This is a genomic window from Ensifer adhaerens (assembly GCF_002007205.1).
Taxonomy (GTDB): Bacteria; Pseudomonadota; Alphaproteobacteria; order Rhizobiales; family Rhizobiaceae; genus Ensifer; species Ensifer adhaerens_D.
The window spans coordinates 1,113,352-1,140,300 of record NZ_LAZS01000012.1; the positions used below are offsets into that span (position 1 = coordinate 1,113,352).

At 61.1% G+C, this 26,949-nt stretch carries 23 protein-coding genes; 10 read left to right on the plus strand and 13 right to left on the minus strand.

Going from position 1 to position 26,949, the window contains the following annotated elements; all coding sequences use genetic code 11:
• The first annotated feature begins 50 nt into the window (after nt 1-50).
• Genes XB14_RS29990 through XB14_RS30005 form a run of 4 tightly spaced genes read left to right on the plus strand, consistent with a single transcriptional unit; the run spans nt 51 to nt 3,943 of the window.
• Nucleotides 51-941, plus strand: a complete 891-nt coding sequence (locus XB14_RS29990) for a carbohydrate ABC transporter permease (RefSeq protein ID WP_060521199.1) — start codon at nt 51-53, stop codon at nt 939-941.
• Between the two features lie 7 nt (nt 942-948).
• The gene (locus XB14_RS29995) at nt 949-1,836 is read left to right on the plus strand and encodes an ABC transporter permease subunit (RefSeq protein ID WP_077967600.1); all 888 of its coding nucleotides are present in this window, start codon (nt 949-951) and stop codon (nt 1,834-1,836) included.
• Between the two features lie 42 nt (nt 1,837-1,878).
• Nucleotides 1,879-3,000, plus strand: coding sequence for a sn-glycerol-3-phosphate import ATP-binding protein UgpC (locus XB14_RS30000; RefSeq protein WP_077967602.1), 1,122 nt, complete (start codon nt 1,879-1,881; stop codon nt 2,998-3,000).
• 28 nt (nt 3,001-3,028) lie between these two features.
• On the plus strand, nt 3,029-3,943 hold the full coding sequence (locus XB14_RS30005; protein ID WP_077967604.1) for a TIM barrel protein: 915 nt from the start codon (nt 3,029-3,031) through the stop codon (nt 3,941-3,943).
• Nucleotides 3,944-4,454: 511 nt separating this feature from the next.
• On the opposite strand, the gene XB14_RS30010 is transcribed toward XB14_RS30005, so the two are convergent.
• From XB14_RS30010 to XB14_RS30055, 10 genes are all read right to left on the minus strand, one after another.
• Entirely contained in the window at nt 4,455-5,036 is a 582-nt protein-coding gene (locus XB14_RS30010) for an intradiol ring-cleavage dioxygenase (protein ID WP_077967606.1), read from the minus strand.
• Nucleotides 5,037-5,114: 78 nt separating this feature from the next.
• Nucleotides 5,115-5,306: a hypothetical protein gene (locus tag XB14_RS30015; RefSeq protein WP_234804185.1), complete on the minus strand. Its 192-nt coding sequence runs from the start codon at nt 5,304-5,306 to the stop codon at nt 5,115-5,117.
• A 198-nt stretch (nt 5,307-5,504) separates the two neighbouring features.
• Entirely contained in the window at nt 5,505-8,678 is a 3,174-nt protein-coding gene (locus tag XB14_RS30020) for an efflux RND transporter permease subunit (RefSeq protein WP_077967608.1), read from the minus strand.
• Nucleotides 8,675-10,105 carry an efflux RND transporter periplasmic adaptor subunit gene (locus XB14_RS30025; protein WP_077967610.1) on the minus strand — a complete coding sequence of 477 codons (1,431 nt, stop codon included), beginning with the start codon at nt 10,103-10,105 and terminating at the stop codon, nt 8,675-8,677. Before XB14_RS30025 ends, XB14_RS30020 begins: the two co-directional genes overlap by 4 nt.
• Entirely contained in the window at nt 10,102-10,506 is a 405-nt protein-coding gene (locus tag XB14_RS30030; protein ID WP_077967612.1) for a FixH family protein, read from the minus strand. The genes XB14_RS30025 and XB14_RS30030 overlap by 4 nt, the downstream gene beginning before the upstream one ends.
• Before the next feature lie 108 nt (nt 10,507-10,614).
• Nucleotides 10,615-10,980: a hypothetical protein gene (locus XB14_RS30035; protein ID WP_234804186.1), complete on the minus strand. Its 366-nt coding sequence runs from the start codon at nt 10,978-10,980 to the stop codon at nt 10,615-10,617.
• A 525-nt stretch (nt 10,981-11,505) separates the two neighbouring features.
• On the minus strand, nt 11,506-12,327 hold the full coding sequence (locus XB14_RS30040) for a response regulator transcription factor (RefSeq protein WP_077967616.1): 822 nt from the start codon (nt 12,325-12,327) through the stop codon (nt 11,506-11,508).
• Between the two features lie 183 nt (nt 12,328-12,510).
• Nucleotides 12,511-13,602 carry a hypothetical protein gene (locus XB14_RS30045; RefSeq protein ID WP_077967617.1) on the minus strand — a complete coding sequence of 364 codons (1,092 nt, stop codon included), beginning with the start codon at nt 13,600-13,602 and terminating at the stop codon, nt 12,511-12,513.
• A 32-nt stretch (nt 13,603-13,634) separates the two neighbouring features.
• Nucleotides 13,635-14,966 carry an HlyD family type I secretion periplasmic adaptor subunit gene (locus XB14_RS30050; RefSeq protein ID WP_234804187.1) on the minus strand — a complete coding sequence of 444 codons (1,332 nt, stop codon included), beginning with the start codon at nt 14,964-14,966 and terminating at the stop codon, nt 13,635-13,637.
• Between the two features lie 20 nt (nt 14,967-14,986).
• Nucleotides 14,987-16,825: a type I secretion system permease/ATPase gene (locus XB14_RS30055; protein ID WP_077967619.1), complete on the minus strand. Its 1,839-nt coding sequence runs from the start codon at nt 16,823-16,825 to the stop codon at nt 14,987-14,989.
• 601 nt (nt 16,826-17,426) lie between these two features.
• Here XB14_RS30055 and XB14_RS33420 point away from each other — a divergent pair.
• The gene (locus XB14_RS33420; RefSeq protein ID WP_179119706.1) at nt 17,427-18,131 is read left to right on the plus strand and encodes a hypothetical protein; all 705 of its coding nucleotides are present in this window, start codon (nt 17,427-17,429) and stop codon (nt 18,129-18,131) included.
• A 383-nt stretch (nt 18,132-18,514) separates the two neighbouring features.
• Here the strand turns inward: XB14_RS33420 and XB14_RS30065 are convergent, their stop codons facing one another.
• A complete protein-coding gene (locus tag XB14_RS30065) occupies nt 18,515-19,099 on the minus strand; it encodes a hypothetical protein (RefSeq protein WP_077967620.1) in 585 nt (194 codons plus the stop codon).
• A gap of 570 nt (nt 19,100-19,669) precedes the next feature.
• Nucleotides 19,670-20,653: a LysR substrate-binding domain-containing protein gene (locus XB14_RS30070; RefSeq protein ID WP_077967621.1), complete on the minus strand. Its 984-nt coding sequence runs from the start codon at nt 20,651-20,653 to the stop codon at nt 19,670-19,672.
• Between the two features lie 36 nt (nt 20,654-20,689).
• On the opposite strand from XB14_RS30070, the gene XB14_RS30075 reads away from it, so the two are divergent.
• From XB14_RS30075 to XB14_RS30095, 5 genes are all read left to right on the plus strand, one after another.
• Nucleotides 20,690-22,084, plus strand: coding sequence for a M20 family metallopeptidase (locus tag XB14_RS30075; protein ID WP_077967622.1), 1,395 nt, complete (start codon nt 20,690-20,692; stop codon nt 22,082-22,084).
• A gap of 34 nt (nt 22,085-22,118) precedes the next feature.
• Entirely contained in the window at nt 22,119-22,949 is an 831-nt protein-coding gene (locus XB14_RS30080; RefSeq protein WP_077967623.1) for a transporter substrate-binding domain-containing protein, read from the plus strand.
• Between the two features lie 6 nt (nt 22,950-22,955).
• A complete protein-coding gene (locus XB14_RS30085) occupies nt 22,956-23,666 on the plus strand; it encodes an ABC transporter permease (protein ID WP_210190055.1) in 711 nt (236 codons plus the stop codon).
• A 2-nt stretch (nt 23,667-23,668) separates the two neighbouring features.
• On the plus strand, nt 23,669-24,409 hold the full coding sequence (locus tag XB14_RS30090; RefSeq protein ID WP_077967624.1) for an ABC transporter permease: 741 nt from the start codon (nt 23,669-23,671) through the stop codon (nt 24,407-24,409).
• A gap of 226 nt (nt 24,410-24,635) precedes the next feature.
• A complete protein-coding gene (locus XB14_RS30095) occupies nt 24,636-24,845 on the plus strand; it encodes a dodecin (RefSeq protein WP_065774255.1) in 210 nt (69 codons plus the stop codon).
• Between the two features lie 235 nt (nt 24,846-25,080).
• Here XB14_RS30095 and XB14_RS30100 read toward each other — a convergent pair whose 3' ends face one another.
• A complete protein-coding gene (locus XB14_RS30100) occupies nt 25,081-26,859 on the minus strand; it encodes a cation:proton antiporter (protein WP_077967625.1) in 1,779 nt (592 codons plus the stop codon).
• Nucleotides 26,860-26,949 lie beyond the last annotated feature (90 nt).

Consider the following 26,949-nt stretch of genomic DNA (forward strand, 5'->3'; position numbering starts at 1 on the left):
CAATACCGGCAGGCTCCGTTCTCTATTCTTGCGCATCGGAAATTCGACACATGGACAAGCGCGCGGCCTTTCGCAGCTGGTGGCTGCCCAGCCTCTTCGCCCTGCCGCAGATCATTTTGATCCTGCTCTTTTTCTATTGGCCGGCTGTCGCCGTTTTGCGATGGGCCTTCACGCTGGAGCCACCCTTCGGGGGTGCCGCGGAGTTCGTCGGTCTTGCCAACTTCCAGGAAGTCTTCGCCGATCCGCTCTACTGGAACTCGGTCGGCGTCAGCCTGGCATTTGCCCTTTGCGGCACGCTTGCCACGATTTTCATCGGCCTTGTTCTCGCCCTTGCAGTCGATCGACAATTGCCGGGCTCCGCGCCCTTCCGATTTCTCTACATTCTTCCCTACGCGATTGCTGGGCCTGCGGCAGGCATGGCCTTCCGTTTCATCCTGTCGCCCGAACGCGGGCTGATGGCTTCGGTCAACGCCGCCTTTCCTGATTTCTGGAACCCGGCCAAATACGGCAGCCACGCTCTCATCCTCGTCATCGTCGTCTTCGCCTGGAAATGGGCGGGCTACACCTTCATCTTCCTGCTCGCCGGCCTGCAGTCGGTTCCGCGCTCGCTCATCGAGGCCGCGGCGATGGACGGCTGCGGCCCCATCCGCCGCGCGGTCGATATCCAGATCCCTTTGCTGGCGCCCACTCTCTTCTTCCTGCTGGTCATCATGATGACCGAAGGCTTCGTCGGCGCTGACACCTACGGCATCGTCGCCCGCACGACGGATGGCGGCCCGAACCACGGCACGGACGTGATGGTCTACCGCATCGTCGAGGAGGCGTTCCGCGGCTTGAACTATTCCGGCGCGTCGGCGCAGAGCCTCGTGCTCATCGGTCTCATCATGATCTTCACCTTCATCCAGTTCCGCTTCATCGAGCGCCAGGTCCATTACAAGTGAGGCTTCCATGATCCAGCGGACCCCTTTCGCCAACGCGCTGACCTATGGCGTGATGATCTTCGGCTTTCTGCTTTTGATCGGCCCCTTCATCGTCATCGTCTCCGGCGCGAGCCAGACGTTCCAGCAGGTTAACGCCATCCCCTTCAGCTTCGTGCCGCAGGATCGGCTCTTCGAGAACATGGGCGCCGCCTGGTCGCGCGCCAACCTCGGAACGGCGATGCTGAACAGTTTCATCATGGCGAGCCTGGTCACGGTCGGCAAAGTGTCGCTCTCGGCGCTGACGGCCTTTGCCATCGTATTCTTCCGAACCCCGCTGAAGGGTTTTTTCTTCTGGATGGTGTTCATCACCCTGATGCTGCCGCTCGAAGTGCGCGTGGTGCCCACCTATGCGGTCGCGGCCGACCTGTTCCAGCCCATCCGACTGCTGATTTCGGCCGTCACCGGTTTTGAGGTCTCCGTCGACTGGAACCTCCTCAATTCCTATACCGGCCTCACGCTGCCCTTGATAGCAACCGCGACCGGCACCTTCCTTTACCGCCAGTTCTACCTGACCCTGCCGGACGAACTGGCCGAAGCAGCACGCATGGACGGGTCGGGTGCGATCCGCTTCTTCATCGATATGCTCTTGCCGCTCTCGCGCACCAACATGCTGGCGCTGACGACGATCATGTTCGTTTATGGCTGGAACCAGTATCTCTGGCCCCTCCTGATGGTGACGGACCCGCAATACAAGACGACGATGATGTCGCTGGTTGCGCTTCTTCCGTCCGACAACGGCACGCCGGACTGGAATGTGACGCTTGCCGGATCACTGATCATCATGCTGCCTCCGCTCGTCGTCGTTGCCGTGCTGCAGCGCTGGTTCGTGCGTGGCCTCGTGGCCACGGAAAAATGACCCCGCTTTCCCCAAACAGAACAGACAGAGAGGTCCGCGCTCATGGCTGACATCGCAATTCGCGCCGTGCGTAAATCCTACGGAAAGAACCCTACCCTGCATGGCATCGACCTTTCCTTCGCGTCGGGAGAATTCGTCGTGATCCTCGGCCCGTCCGGCTGCGGAAAATCGACGCTTCTGAGGATGATCGCAGGGCTGGAGGAAATCACTTCGGGTGAGATCGCGATCAACGGGAAGGTCGTGAACAGGCTCGAGCCACGTGAGCGGGGCTGCGCGATGGTGTTTCAGAACTACGCCCTCTATCCGCACATGACCGTTGCCGGAAACATCGGCTATGCCCTGAAGGTGGCCGGCGTTCCAAAGACGGAGCGTCTGCGCCGGATCGAGGAAACGGCGAAGATCGTCGGACTTTCCGATTATCTCGATCGCAAGCCTGCAGCACTTTCCGGCGGCCAGCGCCAACGCGTCGCCATGGCGCGCGCAATCATTCGCGAACCGAACGTCTTTCTTTTCGACGAACCACTGTCGAACCTGGACGCCAAGCTGCGCGTCACCATGCGGGCCGAGATCCGCAAACTGCATCAGCGCCTCCAGGCAACGTCCATCTTCGTCACGCATGACCAAGTGGAAGCAATGACGCTGGCGGACAAGCTGGTCGTGATGAACAAGGGCGTGGTCGAACAGGTGGGCCAGCCGCTCGACATCTACCACCGGCCTGCAAGTATCTTCGTCGCATCCTTCATCGGCTCGCCGGCGATGAACCTCTTCGATGCCACCGTCGACGTTGAGAACGCTTACCTCGCATTCGGCGGCACGAAAATGTCGATCAACAATGGTCATGCCGTGCGATTGGGCTCGCGACAGATCACGGTCGGCATCCGCCCCGAACAATGTGTCGTTGCGCCTGATGGCGTCTCGATCAAGGTGGACTTCATCGAGGAACTTGGCTCCGGCCGCATCATCCACTCGGAACTGAACGGCTACCCCTTCGCCGCCAGTGTCGACGAGCATTTACGCGTGCGGCCGGGTGATCGCGTCACCCTGAAGCTGCCGCTCGCGCACATGCATCTCTTCGACAAAGAAACCGGCCGGCGGATCGAGATCGATCTGGAACCGCGCGGCACTGGCAGCTTCTCCAGCCAACCGGCACTCCAAGCTGTCTGATCATTTCCATAAATCAGGAGACATCGTAATGAACGACATCATTTCCGCCGTGGGATTCTGCAACCGGACGGGCAAAGGCGACCTTTCCAGCCTTGACGCTTCCTTGCGCGAAATTGCCGAGACCGGAGCCGACGCCTGTGAAATCGGGATCTATGGCGAAGAAATCGTCAGTGGCGGCCGCATCATCGAAGACCGTGTTGAGCGCGTCGCCAAGATCACGAAGGAATACACCTTCAACAAGCTTTCGCTGCACGGCCAGATCGTCTCCAACTTCATGGATCGCCAGCACCACCATCTGCAGAAGAAGGTCGTGAGAGCCATGCTTGAACTCTGCGACCGGCTTGGTGCGGGCATCCTCGTCCATCACTCCGGCGCCGCCCAGCTTGCCCCCGGAGAGAACGCCGCTGATCTCGACAGGATGGAACGCGACGCCCTTGCGGAGATGGCGGAAGTCGCAAGAGGATTCGGGGTCCGCATCGCGCTTGAGAACATCTTCACGACGGAAGCCGGCCAATATCGGCAAACGCCGAGCCAGGTCGCGGAAACGGTGCGGGCGATCGGCTCCGACAACGTCGTCGCGCTCATCGATTTCTCGCATGCTTATATCGAAGCCACGCATCGCGGTCTGGATTTCCGTGACGAACTCAGGGCCATGGCCCCGGTAACCGGCCACCTGCATGTTCACGACAGTTTCGGCCTGCCCTATTCCATGAACCGCTTCTATCATCCGGCGGAAGCGACCGCGCTCGGCATCGGGGACCTGCATCTGCCGATCGGCTGGGGCGACATTGCCTGGGATGACATCTTCTCCGAATTGACGTTCCTTCCGGATACGACGCTGATCATGGAAATAGGTGCGGAACGCTTTGCCGACCAGCAACCGGCGTGCCTCGAGCAAGCCAGGCGTCTGGCGGCCGGCGTGGGGCTTCGGCGCGCTGCTTAGCGTGCCACCGACGGCCCGGCCGAGCAGCTGGGTGCTTTCGGGCCGTCGCACTCGAAGACACCGACAGGATCAAACGTTACGAAAACGTGTGATCGACGAGAGGTGCGCCTCAACGTGGCAAACCTGCGCGCCATGGCATCCGGTCTCCGCCTCTCTATTGCCCGGCGTCGCCAGCGACCGGGCGACACCGGTGATGTCGTCACGTGACGCGGTTGGATCCCCTTGTTCCGGGCAGTTGTTCGTCGAGCCGAAAGCTGGCGAGGAAGCGCCCTCCAACCTACCGCGAGGACACAAGGTAGGCACCGCACCGATTGCGGGAACGCGTGATGGCCGCGGTGCGCTCGGGAGGCTGGACGGCATCGAGGCGAGCTCCTCTGGGCGGTTGCCTCTCCGATTGATCGCGCGGCAAATGACAGTGGTGATTTGGTGTTGCCTTTGTCTCTAGCCGTGCCCAGCGCTGCTGCGCGGCAGGGAGTAACGAGCCGAACACCCGGTGGACGCAACGCGCCAGCTACGCCACGATGAAATCGTAGCGGCCGAATCTTCCGTCACTCGTCGCCCTGACATCAAGCAACAAGGCTGCGTTGAAAATGCGGTCACGGTCATTCTCCGGCTCACCGGTAAAATAGAGCTGCGTCGTCAGCACTTTCCCGCCGGGCCGTTGGACTTTCACGTGGTAGTGCCGGGTGCGACCAGGATAAAGCCCTGGCACGATCGTCTCGAACCACCATCTGCCTTCTGCATCCGTGAATTGGTGTCCGCGGAGTTTGTATCCGCTGTTGTCGTAGGTGCCGCTCTCATCAGCGTGCCATAGCTCGATCAACGCGTTCGCTACCGGCTGGCAGTCCCTGGTTAGGACGTAACCGGCAAGCGTCAGCCTTTCACCGCCCGGTGCATCGCTGGCGAAGTCCTGTTTTTCAGGGCTCTGCGGCGTAAAATACGGGCCTTCGGTCTGTGCCGGCGTCAGCTCGTCGTCATCACCGCAACTAGCCGTAAGCGGCAGCTCCACCGGAGCGCCGGCGGCATGGCCTAGGCTCGGCAACACAATCGGCGTGGCGACGAAGCTGATAAGGAAATGTCGCCGGGTCGGCATGCGCTGCATCTCCAAACATGGAAGCCAAGATCGTTGCGGCTCCATTGGGCAAAAGTGGGGCGGACGTTAGCAGAATTCTCAACCAACAAGTTCGTAGGCAGCCGGAGCAGGATTATCTCCGGCCGGGACGTGCGCCGCCGCGGGCAGCGTCGCGGCAACAGGGGCTGCGCAGAGCTTGCCGCGGGCCATCGCCTTCATCCCGCCTGCCTGGTCGGGACAATCCTGGCAGTCACCGTGGTCGGACATCGTCATATCCGCCATGGTCGCCATCTTCGCATCCTGCTCGCCCGGGCAACCGACAGCCCCATCCCCGCGGCGACGAAAACCGCGAGGAGAAAGAGGCCAAGCTGTCGGACAGAACAGCGCTTCATGACGACGAAAATCGCGCCGAACGTTCGGGAAGAGACCAGCCGCGTCAACACTGCGTGACGCGATGCGGGTCCAGACCTTGGCGTGGGTTGCTATCCTTCATTCGGCCGCTTCGTTGAGCCTCATCTCGGTGGTTTCGACCATTGGTCGGTCGTCGGCGCGGGCTGGCAGCCGCCAGCCCTTTACCAGTCCGTAGATCGCCGGGATCACCGCCAGCGTCAGCACCGTCGACGAGATCATGCCGCCGATCATCGGCACGGCGATGCGCTGCATGATTTCCGATCCGGCCCCGGTGCTCCAGAGGATCGGCACCAGCCCCGCGATGATCGCCACCACCGTCATCATCTTCGGCCGCACCCGTTCCACTGCGCCGACCATGATCGCGTGATGCAGGTCGTCCCGCGTGAAGGGGCGCTGTTCGTGATCGCATTCCTCACGGCGTTCGCGAAGCGCCTGGTCCAGATAGATCAGCATGATCACACCCGTCTCTGCCGCCACGCCGGCAAGCGCGATGAAGCCGACGACCACGGCCACCGAGGCGTTGAAGCCCAGCCACCACATCAGCCAGATGCCGCCGACCAGCGCGAAGGGCAGCGACAGCATGACGATGAGCGTTTCGGTCAGCGCCTTGAAGTTCAGGTAGAGCAGCAGGAAGATCAGCGCGAGCGTTAGCGGCACGACAATCGCGAGGCGCGCTTTTGCCCGTTCCAGATACTCGTACTGCCCACTCCAGGCCACCGAGTAGCCTGATGGAAGCGACACGCTCTTCGCGACGGCTGCTTGAGTTTCGGCGACGTAGCCGCCGAGGTCCCGGTCAGCGATGTCGACGAAGATGTAGACCGCAAGCTGGCCGTTCTCGGTCCGGATCGTCGTCGCACCGCGCTCGAGCCTAACGTCGGCGACAGCACCGAGGGGCACCGTTCCGCCGCCGGGAAGTGCGACCTCGATGTCGCGCGCGATCGACTGCGGATCGCTTCTGAAGGCCCGCGGATAACGGACGGCGACGCCGTAGCGCTCCCTTCCCTCAACGGTCAAGGTGACCACCTCGGACCCAAGCGCGGTGGCGATGACATCCTGCACGTCACCGATGCTGAGGCCGTAGCGGCCGAGTGCGGTTCGATCCGGCACGATGTCGAGGAAGTATCCGCCGATGACGCGCTCGGCATAGGCGCTCGACGTGCCGGGGATCGCCTTCAGCACCGTCTCGATGTCGCGCGCCAGCCGCTCCATCTCCTTGAGATCGGTTCCGTAGACCTTGACGCCGACGGGCGTGCGGATGCCGGTCGACAGCATGTCGATGCGGGCGCGGATCGGCATGGTCCAGGCGTTGGAAACACCGGGGAACTGCAGTGCTGCGTCCATCTCCTGCTTGAGGCTGTCGATGGTCACGCCTGGCCGCCACTCGGACTTCCGCTTCAGGGTGATGATCGTCTCGAACATCTCCGTCGGCGCGGGATCGGTGGCAGTCAGCGCTCTTCCCGCCTTGCCGAAGACCGTCTCGACCTCCGGGAAGGACTTGATGATGCGGTCCTGCGTCTGCATCAGTTCGGCCGCCTTGGTCACCGACAGGCCGGGCAAGGTCGTCGGCATGTACATCAGCGTGCCTTCGTTGAGGGTGGGCATGAACTCGCTGCCGATCTGACGCGCCGGCCACACCGTTGCGGCGAGCGCCGCGACTGCGAGCAGGATCGTGATCGTCTTCGCCTGCAGCACCCCGGCAATGATCGGGCGGTAGGTCCAGATCAGGAAACGGTTGAGCGGGTTCTTGTGCTCAGGCACGATCCGGCCGCGCACGAACAGGACCATCAGTGCCGGAACGAGCGTCACCGATAACAGTGCGGCTGCCGCCATCGCGAAAGTCTTGGTGAAGGCGAGCGGTCCGAACAGCCGCCCCTCCTGCGACTCCAGCGTGAAGATCGGCAGGAACGACACGGTGATGATCAGCAGGCTGAAGAAGAGCGCCGGGCCGACCTCGCTTGCAGCTTCGATCAGGACTTCGGTTCGGGGTTTGTCGGGCGGCGCGCGCTCCAGGTGCTTGTGGGCGTTCTCGATCATCACGATCGCCGCGTCGATCATCGCACCGATGGCGATCGCGATGCCGCCGAGGCTCATGATGTTGGCCCCGATGCCGAGCGTCCGCATCGCGATGAACGAGATCAGGATGCCGATCGGCAGCATGATGATGGCAACGAGCGCGCTCCTCACATGCAGCAGAAAGGCGATCGTCACCAGCGCGACAATGATCGATTCCTCGACCAGAGTTCCCTTGAGCGTCTCGATCGCCGCCTTGATCAGCTCGGAACGGTCATAGACGGGCACGATCTCGGTGCCCGCCGGCAGACTGTCCTTGATCGCCGCCAGGCTCTTCTTTGCACTGTCGATGACGTTGAGGGCGTTCTCGCCCACGCGCTGCAGGACGATGCCGCTTGCGACCTCTCCTTCGCCGTTGAGTTCGGTGATGCCGCGCCGCTCGTCGGGAACCGTCTCCACCCGCGCGACGTCGCCTAGGCGCAGCGGCACGCCGCCTTCGGTCATCAGCACGATGTTCTCGATGTCCTTGATGCCTTGCAGATAGCCGCGGCCGCGGACCATGAATTCGAATTCGGAGATTTCGACGGTGCGGCCGCCGACGTCGCGATTGCTGGCCCGCACCGCGTCGGCGATCTGTTTCAGCGTCACGTTCTGGGCGCGCAGGCGCGCCGGATCGACGACGACGGAGTATTGCTTGACGAAGCCGCCGACGCTCGCGACCTCGGCCACGCCCTCCGACTTCGAGGCGGCGAAGCGCACGACCCAGTCCTGCAGCGAGCGCAGTTCGGCGAGCGACAACTCCTTGGCGACAAGGGCGTACTGGTAGACCCAGCCGACACCCGTCGCGTCCGGCCCGAGGCTCGGCGAGACGCCCTCGGGAAGGCGGCTTGCGGCGGCGTTGAGGTATTCGAGCACGCGGCTTCGCGCCCAATAGGGATCGGTCCCGTCCTCGAAGATGACGTAGACGAAGGAGATGCCGAAGAAGGAGAAGCCGCGCACGACCTTCGACCGCGGTACCGTCAGCATCGACGTCGTCAGCGGATAGGTAACCTGGTCCTCGACCACCTGCGGTGCCTGACCGGGATAGTCGGTGAAGACGATGACCTGCACGTCCGAGAGGTCGGGAATGGCGTCGAGCGGCAGCGAGCGCAGGGAGTACATGCCCGCGGCGATTGAGAGCGCGGCTGCAACGATGATCAGCACCAGATTGCGGGCGGACCAGGCAATGACGTTCGAGATCATGGCTTCACCTCGTCCGCAGTGAGCGCGTTCAGCGCCGCATTGAGGTTGCTCTCGGCGTCGAGCAGGAAGTTCGCGGAGACCACGATCTTCTCTCCGGCTTCGATCCCCATCCTGATCTCCGTCCGCTCGTCGCCGCGCGCTCCGAGCGTGACGTCGCGCGGTTCGAAGCGCCCTTCGCCCTTGTCGACGAACACGACCTGTCGGTCGCCCGTGTCGATGACGGCGCTGTTGGGTACGGCGACGACCGGCGCGGTGTCACCGGAGGCGATCTCGACTTCGGCGTACATGTTGGCGAGCAGCAGTCCCTCCACGTTGGAGAGCTCAATCCGCACCTTGGCCGTGCGCGTCTGCATCTGAAGCTCGGGATAGATCAGGTCGACCGTGCCTTGGAACGTCTTGCCGGGCAGGTTCCGCACCCTCACTGTCGCTTGCGCACCCTTGCGTATGGTCGCGGCATCAAATTCTGGCACGTCGGCGATCACCCACACCCTCGACATGTCGGCAATTCGGAACAGGACGTCGCCGGCCTCGGCCATCATGCCCGTGGTCGCGTTGCGTTCGAGCACGACGCCATCGCTCGGGGAGAGATAGGCGATGCTTCTGGGCACCGTCCGGTTTTGGGCGATGGCTCTGACGGCCTCTCCCGGCACGCCGAGATTGCGCAGTTGCAGCGCGCCGCCGATATCGAGGTCCGGCTTGCCGCCGCCGCGCAGTTCCGTGGCATATTCGGCGCCGGCCCTTGCGATGTCCTTGGAGAAGAAGTGGAAGAGCGCGTCTCCCTTCGTCACCCGGTCGCCGGTCGTCACATCGGCGACGCCTTCGACGAAGGCATTCACCCGCATCGAAACGATCCGCACCAGGCGCTCGTCGAACGTGACAGTACCGGGCACCCGCACCTGGCGGCTGACGACGGCATTCTCCGCCGTCGCCGTCTTCACCCCGGTCCGCTGGAGCTTGCCGAGCGACACCGTCACGGCGGAGCTATCCGCGTCCTCTCCGTCGTAGACAGGAAGGTAGTCCATTCCCATCGAGTCCTTCTTCGGCACCTTGGAGGTGTCGGGAAGGCCCATTGGATTGCGGTAGTAGAGCACCTTGCGCTCGGTGGCTGCCGACGCGGCTTCGGCCTTCTTGGGGGCGGCCTTCTTCCCGGTATCGAAGGAGACGTCCTCGCTCTCGCGCACCGCGACGAAAGCCCGACCGTCCGCGGTCTCCCGCGGCATGGCCGAGTATTCCGGCGAACCGTCCGGGTGGCGATAGTAGACGATCTTGCCCGTCGGCATGACAGCGGGCTGAACGGTTTCCCCGAGCGCCTGCTCGGAGAAGAGTTTGCTGAAATCGGTGGCGAGGCCGCGCGTGCCCGCCACGTAGCCTCCCCCGCCGGCGACGGCGAGGGAGCTAACGAGGAGCAGGAATTTCACGGGCTTCACGGCGTGGCCTGCAAAACCAGTTCGCCCTGGACGGTTTCGGTCTCGCCTTGCACCTTAGCCGCGAGCTTGAAGCGCCAGCCGCCCTCCATGCTGAGGTTTGTCTTGAAGCGATAGACCCCGGGTTCCGTTGATGGCATCGCCTCGACAGGAGTGGTCATCGCCTCCATGCCTTCCGGTGCCATGTCCATCCGGGTCGTAAAGATCACGGCATCGGAGACGGGTTTGTCGGTTCTCTTGTCTACCAGGCGGACGGCGACAGTCGCTTCCGGTCCGTTGGCCACTTCGGACTCGACGAGCTTGAACTCGTAGTCCGTCGCGGCGGCGTAGGAAGTGGCAGTCGATGCCAGCGCGATTGCCAGAGACGCGAAGATTGCCTTCGCGGAAAATAGCGTTGCAGTCATATTGAAATCTCACCTGGGACGGGCGCTTCGGCCGCATCCCTGAAAAATACGATAGTCGGAAACCTCCGCCGTGCAGGCAGAGCGAATCCGGTGGATCGAAAGGTGAGATCAGGCTTTGGGAGGTCGCGCCGGTGGTTCGACGAGGGCAGACGGCAGGCGGTTTTCCTGGAGGACCGGATGCGACAGTTCGCGTGCCGACAGATCGATGCGCCAGCTACTGGCCTTGCTGCCGTGCGCCAGAATGATGGAAGAGCAGACAAGTGCGAGAGGGCACGTCTTTCCGCAGTCATTCTTCTGAGCGGGCTGCTGTTCCGGACAGCAGGACATGTCGTCCATGCCCGTCATCTCGTCCATCTGCATGTCGGGCGAAAGAGCCATGGCGCTCGCAGCCGTGCCGACGCTCACGGGACCAAGCACGATCCCGAGCAATGCCAACACGTAAAAAAAGCGCCTGAGCGCGACCACTACGAACATGCGCTTATGCTTGCATAGCGCGGCGCCCATTGGAAGATGGTCACGGAAAGTTGCAACCGACCGCCGCACTGCCGTTGTCGAGCGGCCACATCGGTAACGTTCGAAGACCAGATTGCACGCCTCGATGGGAATCGAACTGCGCTAAAGCAGCACTCCAGTCTATGCATCGCTCACGACCAGCCACTTGGCTCCCGGATACCATCAGCGATGTCAACGACGGCGACGGGCTTGTCGTGCCTAGCAGTTACAGGCCGAACCCACCCCACCGTGACGATTGCTTGCGAAGCCGCCCCACAAGCACCTCTGTTCTTTCCGCCCGCTTCGAAAGGCTGTCCAGAGACAGTCGGAGCCGGCCACCATTTCTCTTTCGAGCCGCGCGACAAGTGCACGGCAGACCAATGCGAAACCGACGAGGCTGCCAGCGGATTTCCGGGCAAGACCGGGATCGGGCGACGACATGTCAGCACATCAAGACGACCGCAGGAGCGAACTCAAGACGAGATAAAACTTGGGGTCAAAAATGCCTCAATTCATCGGGGGCCGGACGAGACTCATGACGGGGTGATGCTCCGAGAGTGCGGAGCGAAAGTCATCCATCATGTTGCCTTGCGCGGCGAGGGCGACTTCAGTGCGGTTTGTCGCATTTAACTTGCGCATGATGTTCGAGATGTGAACCTTTATTGTGTTCTCCGACAAATTCAGCTTTTTGGCGATGACTTTGTTCGGTAGGCCGCGCTGCAAGCTTGCCAGCACCTGTCGCTCGCGTTCCGTAAATGCAACACGTGATCGGTCGCTACAGGAGGCCGTCTCACCGGCCTCGTCGCCGACCGGCAATTGCAGTGCGCCGCTATTGTCAGGCAAGACGGAGACATTGGTCATACAGCCTTCCCCGCCTCCAGTCGTCGATTGCGGAAAGTGGACACCGCCGCCCATGACAAGCCGAAGGCACGACAGGACGAGTTCAATAGGCGCATTGCCCGTAATGTAACCCCTCACTCCAGATCGGGCGACCTCGGAAACCATTGAATCCGATATCGTCGATGCATCCCATTGGGTAATTAGGACGACCGGGACGTCGGCCAGCGATCGCCGAAGAGAGGCCAGCTTTTCCCGCACAAGATCTACCGTCAGGCCGTCGCCCTCTATATTGAGAACAACCAGACCGATCGGCCCAATTATGTACTCCAACTCGTGCGTTGTAGCTATGTCCAGGACGCCGAAACCTTGGAATTCGTGTCGAAGGACACGAGAAAGGCAACTTCGCAATAGTAAAAAGCGGTCAACGATAACAATGGATGAACGCTCACCATTGAATCCATACTGCTGGTCTGCTGTCGAAAGAGGCATGTCTACCCCCTCTCCAGTCGTTACTCAAACACGCCCGCTGCCAAACCCTGTCCCGGATGTACTATACCAAATAAAAACACCAAGGCTATCCTAGTATTTCGTTATATTCGGAAATTCTTATGGTAAACAACATCAATCGTGGAAAGGCGTGCCTGCGACGGCAGGCTACTCCGAGCTCTAATATTATGCGACGGCGAAATCCACTAGCGCGATAGTTTGCTGATCGACGGCCGCAGCCTGCACAGCGTCAACGGCCACGTCAATTTCGTCATTTGAAAATGCGATCCCGACGCTGGCTTGCTGAGCGACGGCGACTTCCTGAGCAACGCCGATTTCCACTTTGACGACGTAGCGCTCTTCCAGTTCGTCCTCGATGTCGACATCGATGTCGACATCTTGTTCCAGCTCGATGTCCTGATCCACCTCGACGGAGCCACCAGGCGGCCCGTTGCCGAGTTGCACGTCTATTGAGGTATCCTGCTCGATCTCGATCGAGTCGCGCAGGAAAAGATCGATGTAGAGGACCCCATCCGCATCGAAGATATCGAGATCAATTTCGATCTCCTGGCCGATGTACATGTCCTGATCGACCAGAATGGCAAAGTGCCCGCCGCCGTCGGTCGTCAGGGCTATGTCCACGTCTTGGTCCAGCACGAGGTCCTGCTCGATATGCAGCCGTGCAACCACCTCACCCGGATAGCCGTTGACGATGATCCGCGCGTCCTGTTCCGCAATGGCGGTCTGCAGCACGCTGACCTCATGCCCATGATCGACATCGTTTTCGGCATCCGGTGGGTTGGCATTATCGGCATCCGGTGGGTCGGCGTGGCTCTCTGTTTGGCGCGCATCGCCGCCCCTCCCGGGTTGTGCCATCGAACCGCCTTCGCCGTGCCCGTCGCTTTCTCCTCCACGAGTGGACTTCGGTTCCAAGGACGTTGGGGCAATCGGAAGGCTAAGGGAAGGAAGAATGTTCGCCTCACCCACGGGCACTTCCGGAGCACCGACCGTGTCGCTCGGTGTCACCGGTCCCTTGACCGAAATCATCTCCATTTCCGCAAAGGAATCCTGAGCAGGCTGCAGATCGGCATCGACAGGCGCCCCCGAAGGGGTGCCTGGAAAAGCCGCCCCGCTCGCCGGATCCGCGCCGCCGGTGGGGGCGAACGCTTGCCCGAGCATTTCTTCCGCATTGTCTTCGATGGGCAGCAGCAGGTCACGCGTACCCCCATCTGCAAGGATATCCGGCCCCTCGGTTTTCAGATGCAAATCCGCCCCCATGAAACGTCCCCCTCAGGCCCTCTATGCGTTGCTCAGTCCTCTCGGAATGCGCGGTTGAAGCTCTCCAGAAGAGGGCGCAAGACGTAGTGGGCCACGGTGAACTGCCCGGTCTTGATCAGCACCTCAGCCGGCATGCCAGCCATGATCTCTACGTCCGGCAACGCGCGCAGGGACGCGTCATCGATCCGGACACGGGCAACGTAGTAGGCTCGTTCCGTCTGCCTATCGACCAGGCGGTCGGCGGAGATATAGGTGAGGACACCTTCGACCGGCGGAACCCGGCGATGCTTGTACGCCAGAAGACGCACGCGGGCCTCGAGGCCGGGACGAACCAGGTCGATGTCTTCTGGCTTGACCTGAGCCCGCACGATCAGCCGATCCTGGCGTGGAACGAGATCCATTAAGGGCTCGCCGGCCGTCACCACTCCTCCGAGCGTGTGGATTCTCAAATCTGTGATTGTACCGGCCTGGGGCGCACGAACCACCGTGCGTGCGAGGACGTCGCTCGCAGCCTGAATGCGCTCCAGGAGTTCAAAGATCCGTGACTGGGTGTCGCGCAGACTTTGGGCGATCTCGGTTTGCTGGTCGCTTTCGAGCTTGAGGATCATCGCCTGCGATTCGCCGATTGCTTGCTCGGCACGCGAAACTTGAGCAAGCGCGTCACCGAGCCGTCCGTCGATCTCCGCCTGCTCGCGCTCGAGCTGCAGGAGGCGAACGCGCGTCTGCAGCCCCTTGGCAACCATCGGAACAACGGTCGCCAGCTCCTTCCGGATGATCGCCGCCCGTTTGGTTGCTGCATTCACCTGAAAACGGAGCGCGGCGATTTCCTGTTGTGTCTGCGCTTTGCGCTGTTGAATGACCTCGATTCGCAATGCTTGAAGCTCGCGGCGTGTATCGAAGATCTTCACCTGTCCCGCGAGAATCTCCGCCAAGACAGGGTCGCCCCGCGCGGCCGACCTGAGGAGTGCCCCTGGAAACTCGATCCTCTCGTCTTTGTTACGCTCGGATAGCAGGCGCGCCTCCATGGCTTGGGCGTCTCGAAGCTGCGCCTGAAGCACCTGGGCGGTCGCGCGGGCCCTGGTATCGTCCAGCCGGAGAAGGGGTTGTCCCGCCGCAACTTCGTCGCCGTCGTGCACAAGGATCTGCCTGATAATTCCGCCCTCCAGATGCTGAAGGGTCTTACGGCTCGATTCTGCCTCGATGGCGCCGGCGGCAATAGCGGCGCTTTCGAGCGGAGCGATGCTTGCCCAGGTGCCGAAACCGATCACGAACACACCAACGAGCCCGAACGCTCCCGCCGCGAGCAGGCGCAGGGATTGGAACGGCGTGCCCGACGGCGTTGGAAGAGTCGCAAGATCCGACATGGCAACGCGTCTTGACCCTCTCACGGCACCGTCCTCCCGGATCTTTCCCCGGCTATGAAGCCCTCCTGCGTCCAGACCGGGGACGGTTTCGAGGCCCCACGGCCGCCCGGCCGGTCTTGACCCCGGTCAGCAACGACGATCTGCTGGGGTTTGACAGGAAGGCTGGTGCGCCCGGCCCTGATCTTGCCGGCGACGTCCTTGCGGCTCCCGAACGCATCCATTGCGCCGTTGTCGAGCACGAGTATCTTGTCGGCCATGTTCAGGATGCCGAGGCGCTGGGCGATGATGACGATCGTCGCACCCCGATGGCGCATCTCCTGGATCGCTTGCCGCAAGGCCGCTTCACCTTCGGTGTCGAGACTGGCATTCGGCTCGTCCAGGACGATGAGACGCGGATGGCCGAACAGGGCCCGCGCCAACCCCAGCCGTTGCCGCTGTCCGCCGGAGAGCCGCACGCCTCCCTCGCCGATGTCGGTCTCGTATCCCATGGGTAGCCGCATGATCATTTCATGCAGCCCGACCATGGCGGCCGCGCCGATCACATCATCCGGTTCAGCCTCCTGCAGACGGGCGATGTTGTCCCGAACCGTTCCGCCGAAGAGTTCGATGTCCTGTGGAAGGTAACCGAAGTGCCGGTGGCCACCGGAGGCAAGCCATATTCCGATGTCGGCGGCGTCGAGGCGCACATGGCCCGCTGTCGGGGCGATGGTGCCGGCGATGAGACGACCGAGCGTCGACTTGCCGGCCCCCGACGGCCCTATCACGCCGAGGACTTCCCCTGGGTTGATGACGAAGGACAGTCGGCGGAGGGTCGCCGTGTCGGCGCCGGGCGGCATGAACGTTACCTGTTCCACGGAGAGCTGGCCATTTGGGCGCGGCAGTTTCATGGCTTTTCGAGGTTGAGGCGCCGCCGCCATGATCTTGCGGAGGCGGCCATAGCCCAGGCGCGCACCGCTGACTGCCCTCCACGTGCCGATTGCGCTCTCCACCGGGCCGAGGGAGCGCCCGAGCAGGATGGTGGCGGCGAAGATCGCCGCCGGGCTGATGTCGTGCAGGATCACGAGCCAGGCCGCGCAAGCCATGACGATCACCTGAGCGAGAAGACGGATGAACCGCGCGAGCGCCTGGATCGCGGACGCTCGCGCGGCGGCGGAGAGTTGAGCCTCCTTGGCAACCACCTGGTCATCGTTCACCAGGCGAGCCACACCCGGCAGCATGCCCATCGCGCTGATGGCCTCGACGTTGCGCAGGAGCGATTCAAACCGGTGCTGGCTTGCGACCCAAGCCGCGCTGGCGCGAGCAAAAGGCCTGCGGGTCACGATCTCGTTGAGCATAGCTAACCCAAACAGGACGACCGACGCCAAAAGGCTTATCGCGCCGAGCAGCGGATGCACGAGGATCATCGCGAGAATGAATATCGGCGTCCAGGGGAGGTCGAACAGTGCCGTGCAGGCGCTACCGCCGAAGAAGGAGCGAAGGCCGCTGAGATCACGCCAGGCCTGCGCGGCCGCCGCCGCATCGCTGCGCAGGGCCGACTGGACTGCTGAAATCAGAACAGAAGCTTGAAGGCGATCGTCGAGCCAGACACCGATGCGGGCAAGCATAGCCCGCCGCAAGGCTTCGAGCGTGGCATGGACGGCCAGCGCCGCGACCACGATCAAGGTCAGCATCACAAGCGTGTCGATGCTGCGGCTCGCAAGGACATGGTCGTAGACATGCAGAAGATAGAGCGGGACCGTCAGGGCCAAGAGGTTTACGAAGAAACTGAGCACGAAGACCACGAGGAGAGACGCCCGGCACAGCATGAATGCCTGCTCGACTTCCGTTCCTGCGCGGGAGTTGGTTCGGGAGGCGGCCATGGGGCGACTACCGCGCGAACGCGCCGCGGCGGACGAACGTCCCACTGCGATTAGAAGATAAAGGCGGCGCAATGCCTGCTCGATTTGCGTTCCCGCGCGAGACCTCAGTCGGGAGAGCATGAGGAGACAGCCTCGCCAGCCGGCCACGGCGGACCGGCGTCCCGCCGCGATCACGAGGGAAATACGGCGCCATGCTCGCTCTATTTCCGTTCCCGCGCGAGACCTCAATCGGGAGAGCATGAGGAGACAGCTTCGCGCGCAAGCCGCGGCGGACCGGCGTCCCGCGGCGATCAAGAGGGAAATACGGCGCCATGTTCGCTCGATTTCCGTTCCTGTACGGGAGCTCATTCGGGAGAGCATGAGGAGACAGCTTCGCCAGCCAGCCGCGGCGGATCGGCGTCCCGCTGCGATCAAGAGGGAAATACGGCGCAATACCTGCTGGATTTCCGTTCCCGTGCGCGAGCTAATTCGGGAGAGCATGAGGAGACAGCTTCGCGCGCAAGCCACGGTGGACCGACGTCCCACCGCGACCGCGAGGCAAAGGCGGCGCCATGCTCGCTCTACTTCCGTTCCTACGCGGGACATAATTCGGGAAAAAGCCATGGGGCGACAGCCTCGCGAGCGAGCCGCGGCGGACCAACCTTCCGCCGCGATTGGCAAGGGCGGCGCTCGGACTTATCCGGGCGCCTACTTTCGGGGAGATCGTTCAGGCCACATCGAAATCGAAGTCGATATCGATGTCCGCGTGCTGCTCGGCGTACTGATCTTGGTCGACATCTACGTCGACATCCTGATCCTGATCGACGGTCACGTCGTTGTCATTGTCCTGATCGGTGTCGTTGTCATTCCGGGCGTCGCCGTCGGCATCTGCGTCGGCATCCGCGTCGCTACGATCGTCGGCGTCGGCATCGGCGTCGGCGTCATTGTCGGTGTCAGCGTCCTGATCAGTGTCGTTGTCATTGTTGTTGTCGATATCGACATCGGAGTCCTGGTCGGTATCGGTGTCTACATCTTGATCCTGATCCTGATCGAGGTCCTGATCGATGTCGGCATCGATGTCTATGTCGAAATCATTGTCTTTAACGTCGGGCATTTCGTGCACTCCTCCGGTTGCTTTCTCAACGCATCGATGGCTGTTTGGATTATCGATCATGACGATCAACTATCCTCACGGATTCTTCGTCCAGCGATCGATTGCAATAAAGCATCACTGTTTCCGACGCCGGAAAACAGTTGCCAATTCGGATTGACTAAAGGGATAGTTGCGGGAGGGATATTCTTCTTAATTTGGACCGAACATATCTGATAGGTTAATTCGTTCGTTCATTTGTCTGGTGCAAAACATGCAACCAAACCAACCTAGATGAGCCTCATTATTAAAGGGTGCTGCTATCTCTTCTAGGAATGCCCTCCAGAGATGCATTGACGAGCACCATCTCTGCCGGGAGCTTCCTAAGGCGGGCGTTCGCATTCTGCTGCGCCTGAACACGATGGCCGCCGCTAACTCCGATGCTGCCAAATCTGGCCTTCCTCACGCCCTGCTTTTGGCATGTTTCGGCAACAGGAACGCCTTCCTGGAGCGCTCGCAAGACACCGTCTCTGTTCTTCGATGAAGCTGTTGCGTCTTATTTCCGGGTCCGCAACTGGACCAGATCGTGTATCTGCCGGACCTCATCCGGCGAGGCAGTCTCACGCGTCGTTTACTTCGACGTCCACGCCGATATCGCCGTCGGCGGCGGCTTCTTCATACAGGGCGACAGCGATATCGCCGTCATCATCCTGCTCGTACGCCCCCCTTGCCACGGCCTCCAGTAGAGAGGCGACGTCCACGTCGACTTCGGCGTCGAGGTCATCACGGACCTCCACGTCGATATCGATGTTTCCGTCGTTTTCAGTGTCCTGATCGAGTTCGACGTCAAGACTATCTTCGTCGTCGGCGTCGATGTCAGCATCGACATCGCTCTCGATCTCGACATCGTCTTCCACGTCCATATCGATTTCGACGACGACAATACCGTCGTCCTCGCTTACTTCGACATCCACTTCGATCCGCTGATCGACCTCGGGCCGTTGATCAGCAGACACGTCAATGTCCCGGATGCCCAACTCCTCTAGGTCGCTGCCGATGTCTGTCTCCTGGTCAATTTCGCCATTCTGGTCGACCTCGGCGTCGAGCTCGACGACGGCAGCGGACGGCGAACCAACGTCCACCTCGATATCGGCATCGTCTCTGAGTTCCGAGTCCTGACCCAGGTCGATCTCATCCGTGCCCATGATGCATCTCCTTGTGAACAGCGCCAGCTTGCTCCTGCGATCGAGAATCCCACCTTTCGAACGACAGGGATAGACGCCAACTCGGGCGAAGGACGGCAACGAAGAACCAAAATGGCAGACGTCAGTGCTAGCCAGGGCGAGTCCGAGATCAGGCTTCTCACGCCGCCGCCACCAGAAATGATTAGCATCAATGTATGTGGGAGCGTTTGATCGTCATGGGCGAAGGAACAAGAAGCCCTCATCACCGAAAGCATCGACAAGACAAATCCCGCCAGGCTGGCGTCCTGCACTTGTTCGGTGCGGAGGCACAGTGTGAACGCGACCTGATCCGGGGAAGAGCCCAGGCAGGATCGGCAGAGGAGCGCGGGCGGTGTGGGGGCCGGAAAGCCGCTGCTGACCGCTCCGGAAAGGCTCCCCAAAACCCAGCGCAGCCGGCGGTCGGTTCGAACGTTCCAGGGGATGCATGATGCGATCTCTTTAGCCCAAAGCTTGGACGCCCTCGCAACAACGCGTGCGCGCGGGGTCAAGCACGGCCGGCGAGGACTCCGACTGAAAGCACATGCGGGACAGTTACCCCAGTTTCGCCGTCGCAATACCTTGGTCCAAGAGCCAGCTCCTTAAGACCGCAACCTCTGGCCGCGCAAGACTTGCGTCAGGTGTCATGATGACATAGGGCTGCCTAATCGGCAGCGATATCCCGAAGGCATCAACCAGCCGCCCGGCGTAAAGCTCCTTTTCGACGAGGAAGTCTGGGACCAGAGCGAAGCCGGCGCCTGATAGACAGGCATCGATCGCAAGGTGCACCAGGTTGAACGACAGGGTTGACCGCAGTTCGAGATGCCCAAACCCGGTTGCGGCAAACCATGCTTCCCACCCTTCGTCGTGCCAGCCCGGTTCGGCATAGTCCACCTTGATCAGGGGCCGGAACAGCAAGTCAGCGGGTGTCGCCGCAGGCGGGAGGTTGGCAGCCAACTCGGGCGAACCGACGACGATCAGGCTGCCATTAATCAGTGTGTCCTGCCGGACGCCCGGAATCGCTCCGCGCCCATGATAGATTGCAAGATCCGGATCCGGTTCCCTGGCGCTCCACCGGTGTGGCAGAGCCATGACAGCCACGGAGATGTCGGGATGGGCCTTGCGAAACGTGCCTATGCGGGGTGCAAGCCATTTTGTTGCGATTGAAAACTGGCAACGAACGGAGACGGTGCTGAGCCCGCCAGGTGCTCGCGCCGCAGCGCCGACGGCGGTGAGTTGATCGAAGATTGCACCAAGACGCGTTGCAAAAACCCTGCCGCTCTCAGTCAAGCCCACGCCGTTGGCGCGCCGTTCAAACAGCGGTCCACCGACCCACTCTTCGAGCTGCTTCATTTGATGACTAACTGCACCCGGGGTCACGCTAAGCTCACCCGCCGCCCTGGCAAAGCTGAGATGGCGCGCCGCGGCTTCGAAAGCGCGCAGTGCGGGCAACGGCGGTAAATGACGGGCCATGTCGAGACTCAATCCAGCTAATGGTAACGGAGAGAACTTTTGGTTTGCTTGCATATTCTTCCGCATGACATCGTTCTGTCAACGCAATGAATGAGCAGGATTATGTCTAGAGATCAATCTATAGCCACCGCAGTCGCCTATCTGGCCAACGGCCGCTTCGTGGCTGATCTGACACGGCGCGTCGCAATCGCGACCGAGAGCCAGAACCCTGCACGGCGACCGGAATGCCTGCGCTACGTAAACGAGTTCAGACAGGATCTCGCAAAGCTCGGCTTTACCGGCGACGTTCTGAACAATCCGAACCCTCAAGGCGGCCCGCTACTCATCGCAAGGCGCCACGAAGCCGGGCATCTGCCGACACTGCTCGTCTACGGACATGCGGACGTGGTGGCTGGCATGGAAGGCAAATGGTCGAATGGCCGTGATCCCTGGCGCGTAAGCGTCGAGGGCGATCGCCTCTACGGTCGCGGTACCGCCGACAACAAGGGCCAGCACACAATTGTGATGCTGGCTCTGGAAGCAGTTCTGGCAACACGCGGATCCCTCGGCTTTAACGTCGTGGTGCTTATCGAAACTTCTGAAGAGACTGGTTCGGCGGGACTTCACCAGATTTGCTCGGAACATCGTTCGAAGCTCAAGGCCGATTTGCTGATCGCATCGGACGGACCTCGCCTGGCCCGCGACCGCGCGACACTTGATGGCGGCACCCGTGGAACCGTTGATTTCGATCTGATCTGCGATCTCAGGGCCGGCGCACGTCATTCCGGCAATTGGGGCGGTCTGATTGCCAACCCGGCCGTGATCCTCGCCAACGCCATCTCCAGCCTGGTGTCGGCGACAGGTCAGATCAATGTTCGAGGAATTCTGCCTGTTGACGTTCCTCCAGGCGTCATGGCCGCACTCGGCCGGATTGAGCTTCAGGCCGAAAGTGGCGGTCCGGAACTCGATGGCTGGTGGGGCGAGCCCGGGCTGACACCATCGCAGCGCGTCTTCGGCTGGACGGCCCTTGAGGTACTGGCGATGACAGCAGGCACACCGGCTCAACCGATCAATGCCATACCTCCCCGCGCATCTGCGCGAATGCAGATTCGCTACACGGTTGACACCGACCCCACCGGCTTCATGCAGACAATTCGCGCCTATCTTGATGAAAACGGCTTCGGCAATGTCGCCGTCGTTCCAAAGGCTACGGAACTGGAATGGGGCGCCACACGCCTGGATCCCGAGCATCCTCTGATGCGCTGGGCAGCCGCGTCCGTTCAAAGGACGACGGGCGTGGAACCGACAATTTTGCCGAATGCCGGAGGCTCACTACCAAACGACTGCTTCGCAGATCTTCTAGGAATTCCAACGGTCTGGGTGCCGCACTCATATTCTGGATGCTGTCAGCACGCGCCGGATGAACATCTACTGAGGCCACTTGTCGCCGAGGGTCTTGCAATCATGGCAGGTCTGTTCTGGGACCTCGGCACAGACGACCGGCCCGAACGTTTGTAAGCCTGCCAACAACAAATCAAAGAGGGGGACAATCATGAATGGAAAATGGACGGAACGGCTTGCAGCCGTGGCGCTTGCAGCAGTTTTCGCAACGCCGGTCTCGGCTGAGGATTTGCCTGAAGTGCGCATCGGAACGGATGGCGGCTATCTGCCCTGGACCTCGATGACGCCAGCGGGAGAGCTGACGGGCTTCGATATCGAGCTGGCGAAGCTCGTGTGTGAGCGAATGCAGCGCAATTGCCGCTTCACCGCCCAACCCTGGGAAGGGCAGATCCCCGCTCTTGAGCAGGGCAAATATGACATCCTCGTCGGTGGGATATCGATCACCCCTGAGAGGCAGAAACGCCTTGCCTTCACGCAAAGCTACGGCAACCTGCCGATCAATTTTGCCGCCGCCAAAAGTTCTGACCTCAACGGAAAAAGCTCCTGGTCTGAACTGAAGAAGGCGCTCATCGGCAAGACGATCGGCGTTCAATCCGGCACGCAAAGTCAAAAATTCATCGACAATGAACTGAAGGGCGACGTTGATGTCCGCCTCTACGACAATCAGGACAGCCTCAATCTCGACCTATTGGCTGGAAGGATAGACGCCGCGCTTGCGGGGCGTTCGCCATGGATAGCACTCACGGGTTCGTCGCAAGGCGAAACGGTCGAGATCCTGTCGCCCAATCTTGATTTCGAGCAGTTCGACTATCTCGGCGTCGGTGTCGGCGGACTGATGCGCAAGGAGACCGAGGAGCTTCGAAAAGCTTGGGACGTGGCCCTTTGCCAACTGAAGAAAGACGGCGAAGTCACGCGGATCTCGCAGCAATGGTTTGGCTTCGACATCTCGACAAAAGCCGACCCGAAGATCTGCGGGGAATGATTTTTGATGGCTGCGGACGCGTCCATTCTTCAAATGCTGGCCTGGGGCGATCAGGGCTGGTCCAGGCCGCTCCTATTCGGGCTCGGCGTCACCATAGCCTGCGCGAGCCTCGGCTACGTTCTCGGTGTCGCCCTTGGGTTTGCGATTGCTCTGGCAAAGCTCGGAAACAATCGATGGATCGCGAGCGCAGCCAATCTCTACACGACGGTGGTGCGCGGGGTGCCCCCCTTGCTCGTCATTTTTCTTCTCTTTTTCGGAACCAATGGAGCACTGATGTGGGTCGCGCGCGGCTTCGGCTACACCGGCTACATCGAGATAGATGCGTTTACGGTTGGCGTAATGGCCGTCACCCTCGTCTCGGCATCCTATAGTTCCGAAGTGTTCCGCGGCGCGCACGGCACAATTCCTGCCGGGCAGTTCGAGGCTTTCGCCGCGCTCGGCCTTCGTCCGTTTCTGGGACTTTGTTTGGTCATCATGCCGCAAATGTTCCGGCAGGCTCTGCCGGGCCTGGGCAATGTCTGGATCATGGCTATCAAGGAAACGACACTGCTTTCCGTGATCTCCGTGGCCGAACTCATGCGGGTCGTCGGCCTCGCGGGGCGCACGACCGGACAACCCTTCGTCTTTTACGGGGCTGCGGCTGTCATCTATTTCGTTCTCGTCGCCGTATCCTCGCGTGTGTTCATCGCCGTCGAGAACAGAATGCGCTGGGGCTGATCATGGACTTCGAAACCACACTACACGTTGCGAGCGAACTGGCTGGCGCAATCTGGGTCACACTGGCGCTGGCGGCAGCAACCCTTCCACTTGGTTTCGTCCTGGCGGGTATTGCCACTTGGGCGCGTGCTTCGCGTCATGGTTTTCTTCGGGCTATCGCATCAGCCTATGTTCTAGCGTTCCGCTCCACGCCGCTGCTGGTTCAGATCTTCGTCCTCTATTATGGCCTCAGCCAGTTCACATGGCTGCGCCAAAGTCCAGCATGGATCCTGTTGAGAGAGCCCTTCGCCTGTGCGGTGATCGCCATGAGCCTTTGTTCGGGCGCGTATACCGCCGAGGTGATGCGCGGCGGTCTGGCCGCCGTGCCCAAAGGCGCGATCGAGGCGGCACGCGCGCTCGGACTGTCGCCGCTCAAGGTCTTTCTTCTCGTCACCGCTCCGATAGCTGTGAGACGCGCTTTGCCCGCCTACAGCAACGAGATCGTAGTGACGCTCAAGGCGACGTCGCTCGCCAGCACCATCACGGTGATGGAACTGACCGGTGTAGCAAAGGATCTGATGAGCGAGACCTTCGCCGTCATCCAGGTATTCTGCATGGTCGCCGCCATATATTTGATCATTAATTCAGCGCTAATCTTCGGATTGCGCTTGTTGGAAATCTACCTTGCCCCACCACACGAGCGGCCGCTTAGGCGTCAGCGCGGGAGAAATCGAAAGGCCGAAGCAAGACCAGCGGACGCATGAATTGAAGCAAGGCGTGTTCAGAACTTGGCGTGCCTTGGGTGAGATTCGAGCCATCGGCCCGGACTTTATGCCTGATCTGAAGTGCTGCGACGGCGGGTGCAAAGTTTGACAAGGATTTGCATTTTGCAGATCGTTACATGTGGTCAAAATCCAGGCGCCAGATGCAGCGATGCAAGGCCGCCTGGAATCCACGCTGGCATTCTCTCACCGTGAACCGGAGGATCGCATGAGTGACCATGTCTACAAGAAAGTCGAACTCGTTGGCAGCTCGAAAACCTCTGTCACTGACGCGATAGAGACTGCTATTGCGCGGGCGTCAAAGACGATGAGAAACCTCGAGTGGTTCGAAGTCGATCAGATCAGGGGGCACATCAAGGACGGGGAGGTGGCGCATTATCAGGTGGTGATGAAAGTCGGATTTCGGATCGACGACTAACTTTCGTTTTCACGCCGTTGTGCCAACCGGCGCTTCAGCCGATGGTTCACTCTCTCGGGGACCGACAGGTCCTCGGGCATTGTCCCATGAGCGGCTGCCCTATGACGGGTCACGCCGAAACAGTTTGCCCCTGCAGGAGGCATTGGCCGGCCGATAGGGTCGCGCATTCCCTAAACCTGTGGCCGACGGCGGCATGCCTCCGAACGTTTCACTCGTGCTTCCGAGTGAGCTCGTCTCACTTCGATTTTCGCGGCCGGATCGCATGCCGCTCCCTATTCGAACCGTCCTCTGGCTGAAGCATCCTGCGAAACTCATCCCGCCGTTCATGGATGGATGCTATTACCGGCCCCATCGGAATGCCGATGCCAACGAGCACCGCCTGCGACAGCTGGAGGCTGGCTTCGATGGTCTCTGGCACCGCATCCGTCACCTTGAGTTCGTATAATTCAGTTGCGTGCGCCGCATCCCGTGCGCGGGCGACAATAGTGAGATCCGCCCGCTCGGATCTTGCAGAGGAGACGATAGACGCCACTGCCTCGGCATTATCCAAGGTCACAACAAGGGCGCGAGCACTCTGGATTCCGCAGCGTCGAAGCAACTCGACTCGGGTAGCATCGCCGTAATAGATCGTAGTGCCGCGCCCTCGCTCCTTGCCGACAAGCACTGGATCGGCGTCGACCGCCAGGAACTTCAACCCATGTCGCGTGAGCATCTCCGCGACCAGTTGCCCGACACGTCCGTATCCAACCACGATCACACGCTCCAAGCCGTCGTCATGCTCAGGCGTTAACCCTGCAAACGAAGGATCGGCCGCTCCGGTAGGTGCCCGGTCGCGGTCCAGCAGGCGCACCAGCAAGGGAACGCCGATCATCGTTAAGGTTGCCGCTACTGTGGCAGTGGCGGCAACGGCACCAGGAACCACATTGCCTGCCACAGCAGCACCGATAAGGATCAATGCGAACTCGCCGCCAGGTCCCAATACAAGCGCGACCTCGCCGGCATTGCGGGTCGTTAGTCCTGATAGGCGCGCGATGGGAAAGAGGGTGAGAGCTTTTGTGGCAAAAAGGCCGACGGCGACGCCAAGGGTGACGACGGGGTTCGCAATGATCTCGGATAGATCCAGGCGCGCTCCCACGGATACGAAGAAGAGCCCAAGCAAAAGCCCCTGGAACGGTTGGATGGTTACCTCGACCTGACGACGATACTCGGTTTCAGCGAGCAAGAGACCAGCAACGAAGGCGCCGAGCGCCATCGACTGACCACTGAGGGCTGTGATCAGACCAGAGCCGATTACGACCAACAGGCATGCAGCGACGAACAATTCGTTACTCTTTGTCGTTGCGACCAGCTTGAACAAAGGTCGCAGAATGAGGCGACCGAGGCCGGCCATCGCGAAAAGCGCTACCACGGCAGGCGCCAGGGCATACAACAGGCCGGCGCCGAGCCCCGTCCCCTCACGTGTGCCCAAAATCGTCACCATGAACAGTAGAGGCGCCACCGCGAGATCCTGGAAGAGCAGTACGGCGAAACTGGCCCGTCCAACCGTCGTGTTCAGCAGTCTGCGCTCGACAAGCGACGGTATGATGATCGCCGTCGACGACATGGCGAGCGCACTTCCCAGTACCACCGCTGACGCCGGCGTTTGGCCCAGCAAGCCCGCGATGGCCGCGAGGATGGCCGTCGATGTGAGAACCTGCAATCCGCCCAATCCGAAGACGAGTTTGCGCATGAGCAGAAGGCGGCTCCACGACAGCTCGAGCGCAATCATAAAAAGCAGGAATGCCACACCAAATTCCGCAAGATGCGCGATCTGTCCGGCGTCAGTGATAGAGATTGCAGTGAGCCACGGCCAATCTCCTGCGAGTGCTCCAAGACCAAAAGGACCAAGCAGGACGCCGGCTGCAAGAAACCCAAAAACCGGGCTGACTTTCAATCGCCCAAACAGTGGCACTATGACGCCGGCCGTCGTCAGAAAAAGCAGAAGCTCCTTGTAGTTTTCTAGTCCTGGCGTCATCGATGGCTCACACCCCTTGGCTCAGAGCGATGGGCTCATACAAGCCGACTGGCATCTCTTTCCTCCACTGAAGGATCCTACTCTCATTTT